The following is a 15,055-nucleotide window of genomic DNA, read 5'->3' as shown; positions in this document are numbered from 1 at the left end:
GGGTCAGATTGCGGCAAAGGTCCCGGCCCCGGTCTCGGTGCGACACGCGCACGGGCGTACCGTGAAGACACCGGACGAGTGTGGGTGCGTGGTCGGAAACGGTGGGGTCGTGAAGAACACCAAAGGCGCGGTGTACCAGATCAGCGGTGCGCGCAAGGGGCTCACCGAGGACGTGGCCGGGCGACAGCGCCGCTATGTGATCTCGATGTCGATCCGCACCGTGTGTTTCGTCGCGGCGGTGTTCACCCCGTCGCCGTGGCGGTGGATATTGGTCGCCGGCGCGCTGTTCCTGCCCTACATCGCGGTGGTGCTGGCCAACGCCGGTCGTGAGCCCACCTCGAACGCGCCGGTGGAGGCGCAGTTCGTGCCACCGCTCCCGCCCAAGGCGCTGGAGCCGCCGCCCGGCGCGGTACTCACCAGTGCCGAGCGGGAGACGTTGCACGCGCATTCGGAAGACTCCTGGACAATGCCCGCCGATTCGTCCGCGCCGACCGGTCCGGCACCCACCGACCTTTCGTCGCACATGAATTCGGATACGCACGGTGACCCCGGGGGTGCCGATCGGGGCCATGTGGGCGACCCTATGGGCGCCCCCTCGCACAGCGTCAAAAATTAGCGGTAAGCGCTACGCGGGTTGGTGCTTCAACCGCTCGCCGGACGTGCCATACTTCGAAACGTGCTCCGTATCCCCCGTCGGAGCGACCGACGCGATGCCGGGCGGCTCCCCCCGTGGCTGCCCGGCATCGCCCGTGTCCGGGTCGTTTCGCCTGCCGGCATGTCGACACGCGCACGGGTTCTAGACCAGCCTGTTGCTTACTGAGAGCAGCGCTCCGGTTGGTGGCTGACGCCGGGTCAGCTGCTCGTCCGACGCTCCGCGTCCGGGCGGCCGACCCCGTCTGCGACACTGGTGGGCATGTTCCCCACCCCCGCCGATCCCGACCGGCCGATCTGTTCGGCGAAGGGTTGTCGTGCCGACGCCCGGTGGGTACTGGCTTGGAACAACCCGAAGTTGCATACGCCGGAGCGGCGCAAGACCTGGCTCGCGTGCGACGAGCATCGTGAGCATCTGGCCCAGTTCCTGGCGATTCGCGGCTTCCTCAAGGACACCGTGGCATTCGCCGACTGGACCGCGCCCGACGGGAGTTGACCGGGACGGGAGTCGACCGACTCGGCACGCCCGCGCCGGCCCCCCAGTCGCGCCCGCGCCCGACTCGCGCTCAGCCGCCGATGGCCGACATCGGCCGGTCCGGCTGGAGGAACTGCGGGTCGTCGATCCCCGCGCCGGCCTTCTTCGTCCACATCGCGGCCCGCCACCGCTCGGCGATCTCCGCGTCGTCGGCGCCGCCGCGCAACGCGGCCCGCAGGTCGGACTCCTCGCGCGCGAACAGACAATTGCGGATCTGCCCGTCGGCGGTCAGCCGGGTCCGATCGCACGCCCCGCAGAACGGACGCGTCACCGAACCGATCACGCCCACCGTGCCCGGCCCGCCGTCCACCAGCCAACGCTCCGCGGGATTGCTGCCCCGCGCGTCCTCGGGGTCGAGCCGGAACGTGGTCCGCAGCGCGGCGAGGATCTCGCCGGCGGTGATCATCTCGTCCCGATTCCAGCCGTGCTGCGCGTCCAGCGGCATCTGCTCGATGAAGCGCAGCTCGTAGCCGCGCTCGAGACACCACCCGAGCAGCGCCGGCGCCTCGTCGTCGTTGACCCCGCGCATCAGCACAGTGTTGATCTTGACCGGCCCCAGGCCCGCGTCCGCCGCGGCGGCCAGTCCGGCGACCACGTCCGCGTGCCGGTCGCGGCGGGTCATCGTCATGAAGCGGGCCGGGTCCAGGGTGTCGAGCGAGACGTTCACCCGGTCCAGGCCGACCTCTCGCAACGTACCCGCCAGGCGGGCCAGGCCGATCCCGTTGGTGGTCACCGACAGCGTGGGGCGCGGCTCCAGGGCCGCCGCGGCCCGCACGATGTCGACCAGCTCACGGCGCAACAACGGTTCGCCGCCGGTGAACCGCACCTCGCGCACCCCCAGTCGGGTGACCGCGATCCGGACCAGGCGGGAGATCTCCTCGGCGGTGAGCAGTTCCGGCTTGGCCAGCCAGTCCAGGCCCTCCTCGGGCATGCAGTAGGTGCAGCGCAGATTGCAGCGGTCGGTCAGCGACACCCGCAGGTCGGTCGCCACCCGACCGAAACCGTCGACGAGTCCTCCGGTGCGGTGGTGCGTGCTCACCTTCGACCCCCTTCTCCTTGCCGGGCAGCTTCCCAGGCTACGCGGGTGGACCGGAGCGGCAGGTTCCCGGGTTGCACGTCGGACACCGGGATCGGTTGCAGTGGCGTATCCCACACGCTCCCGGACAACCGCAGGTCGTGCGGGGCGCGTGATCCGCGAGAGGATCCAGGCTCACTACGAGGAGGCTTCACCGGTGAGACACGCAGCGGGCAGCGGTGCTCGGCCCGACGAAGGGGGTACACCCGACGGAGCGCACTTCCTGGACACCTCGTGGGAACAGCACAGCATGGGCACGCCCGCCGCACCCGGCGCATCGGCCACTCCCGGCACACCCGCCCCGCCCGGCACCTTCGACGTGGCGACCAAGCCGGTCCCGGCCGACTGGTACCAGCGGGAGCAACCGGCGCCCGCCGCGGCCGAGTCGCCGGCCGCGCCCGAGCGGCCCGCCCGCTCCGACGAGCCCGCCCCGCCTCGGCGCAGCCGCAAGGCGATGGTGGTCTGGAGCCTCGCGGGCGCGCTGGTCCTCGGCGCGGTCGGGGTCGGCGCGGTGTTGTTCCTCGGCGGTGGCGACGACAAGAAGGACAAGGCGAGTTCGGTCGGCGCGAACCTGACCCCGGGGCCCACCGCGGCCCCCTCCGGCCAACAGGCGCCCACGACCGCGCCGCCCTCCACCGCTCCGGTGGGCAGCAAGGGGCCGGGCACCAAGCCGCCGAGCCCGTCCTCCACGGCCAAGCCACCGGCCAACGACGTGGACGCGCCCAAGGACCCCAGCGCGCTCAAGCCGGCCGCCTACACCGCGTGGAAGAAGATCAACACGGCGATGGCCGCCGAGGGCATCACGCTCAACCTCAACTCCGGGAAACGGGGTTGGGCACACCAGCAGAAGATCCTGGACGACAAGATCGCCGAGGTCGGCTCGCGCGAGGCGGCGCTGCACTGGGTGCTGCCGCCGGAGAAGTCGATGCACGTGCAGGGCGTGGCGGTGGACATCTACCCGGCCAACGCGCAGGCCTGGCTCCAGGCCAAGGGCAGCAAGTACGGCTGGTGCCGGATGTACGACAACGAGGAATGGCACTTCGAGTACAACGCCTCGTACACCTCCGGCTGCCCGAAGCGCCTGCCCAGCGCACTCGACAGCGCGACCGACTAGTACCGCGCCCGGCGCCGTGACGGGGTGCACGTCGCCGGGCGCGGCACCGGGTCCGGGCCGGGGGCGCACCGCCAGGGGAGTGACCCCGCGACACCTCGTGCCGGCCCGCTCGTTGTACGCCGTGTCCGCCGGCGCGTCCGGGCGGACACGGCGTCGGGGCGTGGGACTTCGGGGCCGTCGTAGCGGAGAGGCTCCCCCGTGCGAGGTTCGGCCCTGATCGCCCCCAACCCGGATCCCGGGCACCGCCGCCCGTTCGGCATGGTGCGACTGCCCTACCCGGTCTCCGCCGTGACGCGGCCGGCGCCGGAGCCGACGCACCCCGCGCCGAAGGCGGGCGAACCGCGGCCCCGGTCCGGCACCGACCGGCGCTGAGACCACCCGGCGCGTCGGTTCACGGCCGGTACGGCAGCGACGGCACGTCGAAGCAGTTCGTGGTCATCTCCGGCACCTGGGTGACCCAGCCGGCCGGCGCGTCGTCCTGCCAGCGGGCCACGTCGAAGCAGGTCCGGGCGGGCGCGGCGACCCGGCTCACCGGTTCGGGCTTGAAGTCCACCGGGATCAGCAGCCCGTGCGCGTCGTAGCCCTCGGGCCGGGTGACGAACCGCTCCACGCAGGCCCGGGTGACCTGGGCACCGCACGAGGCGACCGCGTCGGTCAGCCACATCGCGGACGCCCAGCCCTCCAGTTCCCATTGGGACAGCTTGTCCTCGCGGTCGGGGTAGTACTTCTTCATCGCCGCCCGGAAGTCGGCCACCGCGGGGTGCGCGGTGTCCGCGTAGCTGCGGCTGTTGCCGGTCGCGTAGATGCTGTTCCGGCAGGTCGGCGAGGCCTTGAAGTCCGCGCCGACCCGGGCGTTCCAGTTCTGTACGTTGGTCACCTTGGCGGTCACCCGCAACCCGGCGCCGTCCATCGCCTTGCACAACTCGACGTTGCCGCGCGTGTCCACCGCGTCGAAGACGATGTCGACGCCCTTGGCGCGCATGTCCACCACGGCGGCGGCGAAGTTCGGCAGCGCGAAGTCGACCTGCTTGTCCAGGACGGTGTAGCCCTCGGCGCGCAGGCCGTCGGCCACGGTCTGCGCGTAGCGCGCCGAGTCGGCCTGGTTGTACGACACCACGGCGGCGGTGCGCGCGCCGAGCTTGTCCTTGAAGTAGCGGTAGACCTCGGTGCTCGCGTACAACTCGCCGTTCCAACCCACCTTGCCGTCGCGCGGCGCCCGTGAGCCGTAGATCGAGTAGAGGTGCGGGTAGGTCTCGTACGCGGTCCCGATCGGCTGGCCGCCGATGTCGGGGACGGCCTTGTCGCTGACGTACTGCGCGGCGTTGTAGCTGTAGATGCTGTTCCCCGCGAAGGCGAACACCTTGTCGTCCTCGACCAGTTTGCGCGCGCAGCGCTGGTTGGCCACGCCGTAGCCGGTGTCGTCGCACGCGGACACCTTCACCCGGCGACCGTTCACCCCGCCACGATCGTTGAGCGCCTTGAAGTAGGCCTGCGCGCCGTACATCGGCCCGGAGAAGGTCTCGTTGCCCAGGAGCCCCTGGACGGTGTCGATCATCCCGACGGTGATCTCGGTCGGGGTGACGCCCACATCGGACGCGGTGTTGGCGCCGTCGACCCCATTGGGCGCCGGGCCGGCGGCACTCGGGGCCGGCCCGCGATCGTGGAAATCGCGCTCCGGCAACCGCGATCCGCACGCGCTCAGCGCGCACAGCAGGGCGGCCAGCACCAGGGCCACCGAGGCGCACGGCACCCGCCGTCCGTGGGTGCGACGACGATGCATGGGTGCTCCTCGGTGGCCCTGGTGTGGCGGACGTCCCGCCCGTTCGGGTGCCGGCTCAGGCCGTGGGGCAGCCCGGGACGGCGCTGCCCGGCTGGAGCAGGCTGACCAGCGTGCAGACGGTGACCAGGCTGACCTTCCAGGTGCCGTCCTGCTTGACCGCCTTGCCGTTCTGGGCGGGCAGCGCCGGGGCGCCGGCGAGCAGGATGTCGAAGGTGACGTCCGCGCTGTCCCCGTTGATCTTCACCGCGGTGGTCTTGGCGCTGACCGACTTGGCCACCGGGGAGTTCGCGAGCGTGTCGACCAGGGAGCCGACCTTGTCCGCGTTCTCCAGGACCGCCTTGCGGGCGTCCAGCGGCGCGTTGGCGTCGAACAACTTGTCCCAGTTGTCGGCGACCTTCTTCTCCTCGCCGGTCAGCGTGGTCGACCCGGCGCCCGCGGGCGGCGCGCTGGAGGCGCCGCCGGGCGCCGGTGCGGACGCGGAAGTCCCGGGAGTGGACGGCGTGCTCGCGACGGGGTTGGACGCCCCGGCGGCCGGTGCGGTCGCCGAGGGTGCCGACTTGTCCTTCTTGTCGTCGCTGCTGCTACACGCGGACAGCACCATCACCGCCGCCACCGGCAGCGCCAGCCACGCCCGACGCGCGCCCCTGCGACGACCCACGCCGGAGCCCGTTTTCGCCCGTTCGTTGATCATGTCCACGCTCACGTGCGTTCACCACCCGTTCCGCCGGTCGCCCGGCGTCCTGTTGCAGTTGATGTAGCCAGGTAGTACCTGGGTTACCGGCAAGTCATGTTGCCATGCGCGACTCGGTATCCAATCGTGTTCTGGCCCGGTTGACCAGATCCCGGCGAACTACGCTGAGGCACGGATACGCGATCGGGCGAACTCGACGGGTGGACCATATGGCAGGTTCGACGGACTCGACAGGTGCCACGGGAGAAGCGAACTCCCGCGACTCCCTTGACTCCCATGACTCCCTTGTCGCAGGACAGCGTACGGCCGGCCCGACGGCCACCGTCGAGGGTTTGCGCCGGTTGTTGCGCACGCGCGGCGGCTGGCTGGTGGGACTGTGCGGCGCGCTGCTGTGCGCGCTGGGCTGGTACGGCGTGTCGGGTGAAAAGTACGAGGCACGGCAATTGCCCTACCTGGCGTCGGCGACCATCCCCGGCGCGGCGCTGATCGTCGCGGGCGCGGTATTGGTGGTCGGCACGCGGCGCGGCACGGCGGGCGACGGGGAATCGGCGGACCCGGAACTGCGGCTGATGGTGGGTCAGCTGTACCGGTTGCTGGTCGAGCCGGTACCGGCGGCCGACGGCGCCGCGGCACCGCCGCCGGGCGATGCGCGGTGGGTCGCGGTGCCGGGTGGGGCGCGGTATCACCGGCCGGACTGCTCGCTGGTGCGCGGGAAGAACGGGGTGTTCCCGGTGGACGAGGGGCTGGCGCGGGATCGGGATCTGCGGGCTTGCCGGGTGTGCGATCCGGGGTCCGGGTCGGAGTTGGGGTCGGGGCCTGGGTCGGAGTCGGGGCCCGGGTCCGGTGACGCGGGTCGGGTCGGTGGCGCGGGCGGTGCGGGCGGCGGTGCGCAGTCCGGCGGTGCGGGCAGCGCGGGTGACGGTACGCAGTCCGGCGGCGCGGGCGGCTCGCGTGGCGGTGTCGGGCCCGGCGTCGGCGGCTGAGCGGCGTGCTTACCGTCGAACTGGCGCTGGCCGGCCTGGGCGTGGGCGCCATCGCGGCGCTCGCGGCGGTCGGGATGATCACCTCCTACCGGGCCACCGGCGTATTCAACCTGTCCTTCGGCGCGCTCGCGATGATCGTCGCCTACCTGGTCTGGCAGCAGGTCCGGGTCTGGGGCTGGCCGCTGTGGGCAGCCGTGCTGCTCGACGTCGGCGTGGTGGCACCGGCCCTCGGCCTGGTCCTGGAGCGCTTCGTCTTCCGCGGCCTGCATCGCGAAGGGGCCGGACCGGCCCGGATGTTGGTCGCCTCGCTCGGCGTATTCGTGCTCCTGGTCGGCGTCGCGACGTTGACGTGGGGCACCCAGGCCCGCCTCGACCCGCCGTCGATCGTCCCGGCCGGCTCGGTCGGGCTGCCCGGCGACACGTCGGTGCCCACCGGCACGCTGGTCGAACTGGGCGTGGTGATCGCGGTCGCCGTGCTCGTCGCCGCCGTCACCCGCTACACCCGCTTCGGGGTGCGGCTGCGCGCGGTGGTGGACCGTCGTCCGCTGGCCGAGTTGGCCGGTGTGGCGGCCGATCGGGTGGCCGCGATCGGGTGGGCGTTCGGGTCGATGCTGGCCGGGTTGACCGGCGTACTGCTGGCTCCGCACCTACGGCTCGATCCGTACGGACTGACCCTGCTCGTGCTCGAGACGATCGGCGTCGCGGTGGTGGCCCGGCTGGCCAGTCTGCCGGTGGCGATCCTGGCGGCGCTTGCCATCGGGGTGGGGCAGAGCGAACTGTCCCGACTCCGGCTGGACTCGTGGGGGGTGATCCAGGCCCTTCAGGCGAACCTGTTCGTGGTGGTGATGCTGGTCGCGCTCCTGGTCCTGCCCCGGATGATCGAGGTGGGCGGCCCGGATCCGGCTCGGGCGGCGGCGACCCGGATAGGGACGGGGCACGGGGAGAGCGCGCCGGCGGGCTGGTGGGTGCCGTTCGTCGCGGTCGCGGCGGCGCCGCTGGCGCTGGGCGCGGACCATCTGCGGGTGGCCCAGCAGGTGCCGGCGATGGCGATCGTATTCGTGTCGTTGGTGATGCTCACCGGCTACGCGGGCCAGATCTCGCTCGGCCAGGCCGGTTTCGCCGGGCTCGGCGCACTCTTCGCGGCGCAGCTGATGAGCCGTCAGGTCCCGGGCCTGGTCGCGCTGTTCCTGGCCGCGCTCCTTGTGGTGCCGGTCGGCCTGTTGACCGGGTGGCCGGCGATTCGGCGGCGCGGCTTGACCCTTGCGCTGACCACCTTCGCGGTGGCGGCGGTGGTCAGCCGGTTCGTCTTCGCCCAGCCCCGCTTCACCACCGACCTGGCGCTCGACCACCCGTGGCCGTTCGACGGCGAACGCTCGTTCTACGCACTGGAGTTGGCCTGCCTGGGGTTGGTCCTGCTGGTGGTCCGCCGACTGCATGTGAGCCGGCTCGGTCGGATGCTGGTCGCGGTGCGCGATCACGAGTCGGGCGCGGCGGCGGCAGGCGTGGACGTCTCCTCGGCCAAGGTCTTCGTCTTCGCGGTCAGCGCCGGCGTCGCCGCGCTCGGCGGCGCACTCCTCGGCATGGGCGGCCGAGCCTTCGACGCGGCGGCCTTCGACCCGGTGCTCGGCCTGGTCTGGTTCGCTGCGGTGGTCGTCTTCGGCGTCGACAGCGCGGCGGGCGCGGTATTGGCGGCGGGGTTGGTGGTCGCCCTGGACGCGGCCACCACGGCCGGAATGTCCACGATCGTGATCGGCGCCCTGGCGGTCCTCCTGTCCCGAATGCCAGGCGGCGCGCCGGCGACGCTCCTGCGGGTGCTCCGCAGCCCGGCCCCGGCCGGGAAGCCGCCAACTCCGGTACGCCTTACCCCTCTCGGCCAGACCTTGCGCGCGCGGGTGCGGCCATGAGCGGCGTGCGGGCGGGTGCGGTACGCACGGACAAAGGACCGGCGGGCGCAGGCGCGGCCCTAAGCAGCGAGCAAGCGCGGGCGGGTGCGGGTGCGGGTGCGGCCATGAACGGCGCGCCGGCGGGCACGGTACGCGCCGGCGGTGAACCGGTCCGGGCGGGCGCGATCGTGGCCGACACCCACGCCGCACCGCCACCGACGGCGCCGAGCCGAGGCCGGGCGGACGTCACGCGCGCGACGCGCGGCGCCACACCGGCAGGTACGAACGCGAGCCGCGCGCCCGCCCGAACAGGCATCCGCGCTGCGGGCGACGGCCGCGCGGCCGGTCCGGCCACCCTCAAGGCCCCGAAACCGACCCGGGCGGAACACGCGTTCCGCAGTGCGGAGATGACGCGGAAGCGGTGCTCGGCGCCGAGCCGTTCCGGCGCCCGCCCGCCCGTGACGCCCGTCCCGGTCCACGACCGAAGCCGGAGCGGGACGCGGAAGCGGTGCTCGGCGCCGAGCCGTTCCGGCGCCTGCTCGCCCGTGACGCCCGTCCCGGTCCGCGACCGAAGCCGGAGCGGGACGCGGAAGCGGTGCTCGGCGCCGAGCCGTTCCGGCGCCCGCCCGCCCGTGACGCCCGTCCCGGTCCACGACCGGAGCCGAAGCCGGAGCCGGAGCAGCATGGAGGTACGCCGATGACCGCGCTGCGGGCCGAGGGGATCGTGCGGCGGTTCGGGGGGTTGCGGGCCGTGGACGGGGTGGATCTGGTGGTGCCGGCGGGTGTCGTGACGGCGGTGATCGGGCCGAACGGGGCCGGGAAGAGCACCCTGTTCGACTGCCTCGCGGGTGGCCGGGTCGACGCCGGGCGGGTGTACGTGGGGGCGCGCGACGTCACCCGGCTGCCGGCGCATCGGCGGGCCCGACTGGGGGTGGCGCGTACGTTCCAGGTGGTGTCGGTGTTCCCGAGCCTGACCGTGGTGGACAACCTGCGGGTGGCCGCGGAGAACCGGACGGGCGCATCCGCCCTGGCCCGACTGCTCGGCCTGCCCGATCCGGCGCACGGGCGGACCAGGTTCGCCGTGGAGGCCGCGCTGGACCGGCTCGCGCTGACCGAACATGCGTACACCCCGGCGGGCGAACTCCCGGCCGGGATACTGCGGATGGTCGAACTGGCCCGCGCGCTCGCGTCGTCCCCGTCCGTACTGCTCCTGGACGAGCCGGCCAGCGGACTCGACGACGCGCAGACCGACCGGCTGCGCCGCGAACTGCGCGCGTTGGCCGCCGACGGACTGGCGATCCTGCTGGTCGAGCACGACATGGACCTGGTCTTCGGCGTCGCCGACACCGTGCATGTGATGGCCGCGGGCCGGATCGTGGCCTCGGGCCCGCCCGCCGAGATCCGCCGCGACGCCCGGGCCCGGGAGGTGTACCTCTGATGCCGATCACCCTGTCGGTCAGCGGCTTGCGGGTCCGACACGGCCCGATCGAGGCGCTGCACGGCGTCGACCTGGACTTCCCGGCCGGCGCGGTCACCGCCCTGGTCGGCCGCAACGGCTCGGGCCGCACCACGCTGCTCAACACGCTGGCCGGCCTGGTCCGCCCCACCGCCGGCACGATCACCTGGAACGGCACCGACATCACCACCTGGCCCGCCGACCGCCGAGCCCGAGCCGGCCTGACCCTGATCCCCGAACGCGGCGGCGTATTCACCGGCCTCACCGTCGCCGACAACCTGAAGCTCTTCGCCAACGGCGGCACCATCGACCCCGCCCTGACCGCGTTCCCAATCCTCGCCGACCGCCTGAGCCAACGCGCCGCCACCCTGTCCGGCGGCGAGCAACAAATGCTCGCGGTGAGCCGAGCCCTCCTGTCCCCCGCCAAACTCCTCCTACTCGACGAACTGAGCCAGGGCCTGGCCCCCAGAATCGCCGCCCACCTCTACGAGGTGGTGAGCACCCTGGCCACCGCCGACCGCACGGTGATCCTCGTCGAACAACACACCGCGGAAGCCCTATCCCGAGCCGAAGTCGTCTACGCCCTGAGCCGAGGCACCATCACCTTCCGAGGCGACCCCACCGAGTACCGGTCCCACCCTGGATCGCCCCACCGCACGTAAGTCTCCCGGTGTGGCCGGCCGAAGCTCCGACCAACCCCAGCATCTCTAGAGATCTATACATCTCTAGACAAGCCGATCTCTCTAGAGATGTCAACCGCTTCGTCGGGACGCGCCGAGGAACCGGTCAACCGTCCTTGATCCACTCCCGCCTCTAGGATGTCTAGAGAGGAAGAAGGGGAACCACTCGACAATGGCCGGCAAAGCCCACGATCAGCAGCCCAAGTACCAGCGGATCGCCGATGTACTCAGGGCGGCGATCGAGTCGGGCACGTACCGCCCCGGCGATCGGCTGCCCGGTGAGAACGACCTGATGGAGACCCACCAGGTCGCCCGGATGACCGCCCGCCAGGCGCTCGGCCTGCTGCAAAGCGAGGGCATCGCCGAGGCGCGCAAGGGTGCCGGGGTGTTCGTACGGGAGTTCCGGCCGATCCGTCGGCGCGGCATCCAGCGGTTGTCACGGCAGCGTTGGGGATCCGGGCTGTCCATCTGGGCGACGGAGATCGACAACCGCGAACTCGTGGTCGACCGGATCGCCGTGGCTGAGGCACCCGTTCCGGACCCGGTCGCGCCGCTGCTCGGCCTGGAACCCGGTACGCCCGTCTGGGTACGCCGCCGCAGGTTCGTCCTCGACGGCAAGCCGGTGTTGGCCTCCACGTCCTACCTGCCGGCCGACCTGGTCGCCGGCTCGCGCATCACGCAGCCGGACACCGGGCCCGGCGGCACCTACGCGCGATTGGCCGAACTCGGCGCGGCGCCGGTGCACTTCCAGGAACAGGTGCGGGCTCGGATGCCCACCAAGGACGAGGCCGACCACCTCGCCCTCGCGGCCGGTATGCCGGTGGTGCTGATCTGTCGTACGGCCTTCGCCGCCGACCGCCGGGCCGTCGAGGTCAACAGCATGGTCCTGGACGCCGGCTCCTACGTCCTGGAGTACGACTTCGACGCCTGATGGGCCCGCTGCGCCCGCTGGGCCTGATCGGCCCGTGACGCGCGCTCCGCGTCAACGAGGCATCACCCGACCCCGCAGCACCACCGCTTTCGGGTCGGCCAGGACGGCGACGTCTTCGCGGGGGTCGGCGGCGTAGACGACCAGGTCGGCGGAGGTGCCCTCGGCGATGGCTTCCCGGCCGAGCCACTTTCGGGCCGACCAGCACGCGGCGGCCAGGGCGTCCCTCGCCGGGATGCCGGCGGTGACCAGTTCCGCGACCTCGTCGGCGACCAGGCCGTGTGGCAGGGAGCCGCCCGCGTCGGTGCCGACGTAGATCGGGATGCCAGCGTCGTAGGCGGCCCGGACCGTGGCATAGCGGTTGGCGTGCAGCGCGCGCATGTGGGCTGCGTAGGTCGGGAACTTGGCGCCCGCCTGGTCCGCGATGCCGGGGAAGGTGGCGATGTTGACCAGGGTCGGCACGATCGCCACACCCCGCTCGGCGAACATCGGGATCAGCTCCTGCGTCAACCCCGTCGCGTGTTCGACGCAGTCGATGCCCGCCTCGACCAGGTCCGGGAGGGAGTTCTCGGCGAAGCAGTGCGCGGTGACCCGGGCGCCCTCGGCGTGCGCGGCGGCGATCGCCTCCTTGAGCGCGTCCAGTGGCCACAGCGGGGACAGGTCGCCGGTGTCCCGGTCGATCCAGTCGCCGACCAGCTTGACCCAGCCGTCGCCGCGCCGGGCCTCCTGGACCACGTACGCGGTCAGGTCGCCCGGCTCGATCTCGTGCGCGTAGTTGCGGATGTACCGCCTGGGCCGGGCCAGATGGCGACCCGCGCGGATCAGCCGGGGCAGGTCCTCGCGGCCGTCGATCCAGCGGGTGTCGGCGGCCGATCCGGCGTCGCGCAGCAACAATGCGCCCGCGTCCCGGTCGGTACGCGCCTGGCGTTCGGAGGTCGCCGCGTCGACCGCGCCGTGCTCGTCGATCCCGACGTGGCAGTGCGCGTCGACCAGGCCGGGCAGTACCCAACCTGCCAACGTCCCGTCCACGGCGAGCGACGTCGGCCGATCGAAGGTGATCCGCCCGTCGACCACCCACAACTCGTCACGAACCTCGTCCGGGCCGACCAGTACGCGACCCTTCACGTGCAACACGGTCATGCGCAGACCCTACGACCACGCCGCCCGAAACACCCGCGCCGGCCCGGATGCGCGGTCGTCCCGCCGCGCCGGCTCCGCCCCTCCACCCCGCGCACCACGTGCCCGGGCGCACCATGTGCCCGTGTTCACCCCCGCCGCAACAACCCCCGCTGCACCGCCGCCGCCACTGCCGAAGTGCGCGAGTCCACGCCGAGCTTCGCGTAGATGTGCACCAGGTGGGACTTGACCGTGGCCTGGCTCAGGAACAGCGCCTTGCTGATCGCCAGGTTGGACAACCCGTCCGCGACCAGCCCCAGTACCTCGGTCTCCCGGCGGCTCAGCGTCGGCAGCGGGTCGCGCAACCGGTTCAGCAGCCGACCGGCGATCCGCGGCGCCAGGGCCGACTCACCGGCGGCGGCCGTGCGTACCGCGGCGGCCAGCTCCTCCGGCGGAGCATCCTTCAACAGGTAGCCCAGCGCGCCCGATTCGACCGCCGCCAGGATGTCCGCGTCCGTGTCGTAAGTCGTCAGCACCAGTACGTGCGGCGCGTCCGGCAGTGCCGCGATCGCCGCCGTGGCCGCGTTCCCGTGCATCGCCCCCGGCCCGAACCGCAGGTCCATCAGCACCACGTCCGGCGTCAGCGAACGGGCCAACTCGACCGCGCGCTCCGCCGTTTCCGCCTCCCCCACCACCACGAAGTCCGGCTCCGCCGCCAACACCGCGCGCAGCCCGGCCCGGACGATCGGGTGGTCGTCGGCCAGCAACAACCGGATCACGACGCCGCCCCCACCGGGAACGTCACCACGATCGCCGCCCCCTGCGCGGGCCCCGACTCCACCGTCAGCACGCCACCCAGCTCGGCAGCCCGAGTCCGCATCGCCGCCAGCCCGAAGCCGGTCCCGGAAGACCCGGAAAGCCCAGAAGACCCGGAAGACCCAGAAGAGCCGGAAGAGCCAGAAGAGCCGGAAGAGCCGGAAGAGCCCGACGACCCCGACAACCCCGCTCGACCCGGCCGCACCGCCGGGTCGAACCCGCACCCGTCGTCCACCACGTCCAACGTCACCGACGTGTCCATGTGGCTGAGCGTCACCTCGGCCCGGGACGCGCCCGCGTGCCGCACCGTATTGCCCAGCGCCGACTGGGCGATCCGCAGCAGCGCCACCTCGACCGCCGTCGGCAGCACCCCCACCGCGTCACCCGTGTTGTGGAAGCGCACATCCAGCGACGCCTCGTCCGCCGTCCGCGCGCACAACCGCGCCAGCGCGGCCGGCAACGACGACCCGTCCAGCTCCGGCGGCGCCAACGCGCGTACGAACCGCCGTGCCTCGGCCAGGCTGTCCGTCGCGGTCTCCCGGGCGAGCCGGACATGCCGATCCGCGACCATCGGCGCACCCGGCAGCGCCCGCTCCGCCGCCCGCAGCAGCAGTTGGATGCTGCTGAACCCCTGGGCAAGCGTGTCGTGGATCTCCCGGGCCAACCGCTCCCGCTCGGCCAGCACCCCCGCCCGCCGCTCCGCCGCCGCCAGCGATGCCCGCGCCGCGATCACGTCCTCCACCAGCCGACGCCGCTGCTCGCTCTCCCGATGCAGCGCCTGATAGCCCAGTACGGTCGCCACCGCCACCGCCGCGCCCAGCGCCGGCCCGAGCACCATGCCCGCCGTCAGCCCACCACGATGCGCCGCGTATCCCGCTATCGCCAGCCCGGTCAGCCCGCCCACCGCCGGCAGCGCGATCCGCACCGGCAGCAGGTGCGGCACCAGGAAGAACAGCGGGAAGGCAAACCAGATCCCCTCCGCCGTCAGCGCCAACAATCCACACCAGGACAACGTCAGCGCGCCCAACCACAACACCGAGGCCCGCCGCACGACGCCCACCGACGGCAGCAGATTGCCCGCCGCGTACACCCCGGCCGCGACCGCCACACAGCCCAGGAGCAGCGCGGCCCGCCCGGCCGAGACCTGGGCGCCGAGCAGGGCGCGCAGCGCGATCAGGCCGAGGAGCAGCGCCACCAGGCCGTGCATACAGGCCCGGAGGACGCGGGGTACGGGAGTCGAGGTCGGCGTGAGGTACATATCGGGTCAAGGGTAGACCGGGCGGATTCGGCGACCATCGATCAAAAGGTTGACCGGGAACACCTAGCTCGATCGATGCCGTGGCGGGT

Annotated in this window: 14 protein-coding genes; 8 read left to right on the top strand and 6 right to left on the bottom strand. The window is 72.4% G+C overall.

From position 1 onward, the window contains the following. Positions 1-109 precede the first annotated feature (109 nt). Together ABIA38_RS02720 and ABIA38_RS02715 are read left to right on the top strand one after the other, a co-directional pair. Positions 110-616, top strand: coding sequence for a DUF3099 domain-containing protein (locus tag ABIA38_RS02720; RefSeq protein ID WP_424636711.1), 507 nt, complete (start codon positions 110-112; stop codon positions 614-616). Between the two features lie 297 nt (positions 617-913). Continuing rightward, positions 914-1,147, top strand: a complete 234-nt coding sequence (locus ABIA38_RS02715) for a hypothetical protein (protein WP_424636710.1) — start codon at positions 914-916, stop codon at positions 1,145-1,147. Between the two features lie 70 nt (positions 1,148-1,217). On the opposite strand, the gene moaA is transcribed toward ABIA38_RS02715, so the two are convergent. Continuing rightward, the gene (gene moaA, locus ABIA38_RS02710) at positions 1,218-2,225 is read right to left on the bottom strand and encodes a GTP 3',8-cyclase MoaA (protein WP_424636709.1); all 1,008 of its coding nucleotides are present in this window, start codon (positions 2,223-2,225) and stop codon (positions 1,218-1,220) included. Between the two features lie 193 nt (positions 2,226-2,418). On the opposite strand from moaA, the gene ABIA38_RS02705 reads away from it, so the two are divergent. Further along, on the top strand, positions 2,419-3,375 hold the full coding sequence (locus tag ABIA38_RS02705; protein ID WP_424636708.1) for a D-alanyl-D-alanine carboxypeptidase family protein: 957 nt from the start codon (positions 2,419-2,421) through the stop codon (positions 3,373-3,375). A 391-nt stretch (positions 3,376-3,766) separates the two neighbouring features. Here the strand turns inward: ABIA38_RS02705 and ABIA38_RS02700 are convergent, their stop codons facing one another. Continuing rightward, positions 3,767-5,155, bottom strand: coding sequence for an ABC transporter substrate-binding protein (locus tag ABIA38_RS02700; RefSeq protein ID WP_424636707.1), 1,389 nt, complete (start codon positions 5,153-5,155; stop codon positions 3,767-3,769). 55 nt (positions 5,156-5,210) lie between these two features. Next, entirely contained in the window at positions 5,211-5,858 is a 648-nt protein-coding gene (locus tag ABIA38_RS02695) for a hypothetical protein (RefSeq protein ID WP_424636706.1), read from the bottom strand. A gap of 329 nt (positions 5,859-6,187) precedes the next feature. Here ABIA38_RS02695 and ABIA38_RS02690 point away from each other — a divergent pair, with 329 nt between their 5' ends. From ABIA38_RS02690 to ABIA38_RS02670, 5 genes are all read left to right on the top strand, one after another. Next, positions 6,188-6,829, top strand: coding sequence for a hypothetical protein (locus ABIA38_RS02690; protein WP_424636705.1), 642 nt, complete (start codon positions 6,188-6,190; stop codon positions 6,827-6,829). A gap of 5 nt (positions 6,830-6,834) precedes the next feature. After that, positions 6,835-8,733 carry an ABC transporter permease subunit gene (locus ABIA38_RS02685; RefSeq protein WP_424636704.1) on the top strand — a complete coding sequence of 633 codons (1,899 nt, stop codon included), beginning with the start codon at positions 6,835-6,837 and terminating at the stop codon, positions 8,731-8,733. A 676-nt stretch (positions 8,734-9,409) separates the two neighbouring features. Continuing rightward, entirely contained in the window at positions 9,410-10,150 is a 741-nt protein-coding gene (locus tag ABIA38_RS02680) for an ABC transporter ATP-binding protein (RefSeq protein WP_424636703.1), read from the top strand. After that, the gene (locus ABIA38_RS02675; protein ID WP_424636702.1) at positions 10,150-10,830 is read left to right on the top strand and encodes an ABC transporter ATP-binding protein; all 681 of its coding nucleotides are present in this window, start codon (positions 10,150-10,152) and stop codon (positions 10,828-10,830) included. Before ABIA38_RS02680 ends, ABIA38_RS02675 begins: the two co-directional genes overlap by 1 nt. A 190-nt stretch (positions 10,831-11,020) precedes the next feature. Next, complete coding sequence (locus ABIA38_RS02670) at positions 11,021-11,779, top strand: GntR family transcriptional regulator (protein WP_424636701.1); 759 nt, start codon at positions 11,021-11,023, stop codon at positions 11,777-11,779. A 51-nt stretch (positions 11,780-11,830) separates the two neighbouring features. Here ABIA38_RS02670 and ABIA38_RS02665 read toward each other — a convergent pair whose 3' ends face one another. From ABIA38_RS02665 to ABIA38_RS02655, 3 genes are all read right to left on the bottom strand, one after another. Next, complete coding sequence (locus tag ABIA38_RS02665; RefSeq protein WP_424636700.1) at positions 11,831-12,916, bottom strand: amidohydrolase family protein; 1,086 nt, start codon at positions 12,914-12,916, stop codon at positions 11,831-11,833. Positions 12,917-13,041: 125 nt separating this feature from the next. Continuing rightward, the gene (locus ABIA38_RS02660; protein WP_424636699.1) at positions 13,042-13,671 is read right to left on the bottom strand and encodes a response regulator; all 630 of its coding nucleotides are present in this window, start codon (positions 13,669-13,671) and stop codon (positions 13,042-13,044) included. Beyond that, positions 13,668-14,966, bottom strand: a complete 1,299-nt coding sequence (locus ABIA38_RS02655; protein WP_424636698.1) for a sensor histidine kinase — start codon at positions 14,964-14,966, stop codon at positions 13,668-13,670. The genes ABIA38_RS02660 and ABIA38_RS02655 overlap by 4 nt, the downstream gene beginning before the upstream one ends. Between the last annotated feature and the right edge of the window lie 89 nt (positions 14,967-15,055).

Origin of the sequence: Embleya sp. AB8, assembly GCF_049739465.1 — a bacterium.
Classification (GTDB): Bacteria; Actinomycetota; Actinomycetes; order Streptomycetales; family Streptomycetaceae; genus Embleya.
The sequence above is the reverse complement of the archived record's forward strand: the minus strand, read 5'-3'. Positions and strand labels throughout refer to the sequence as shown.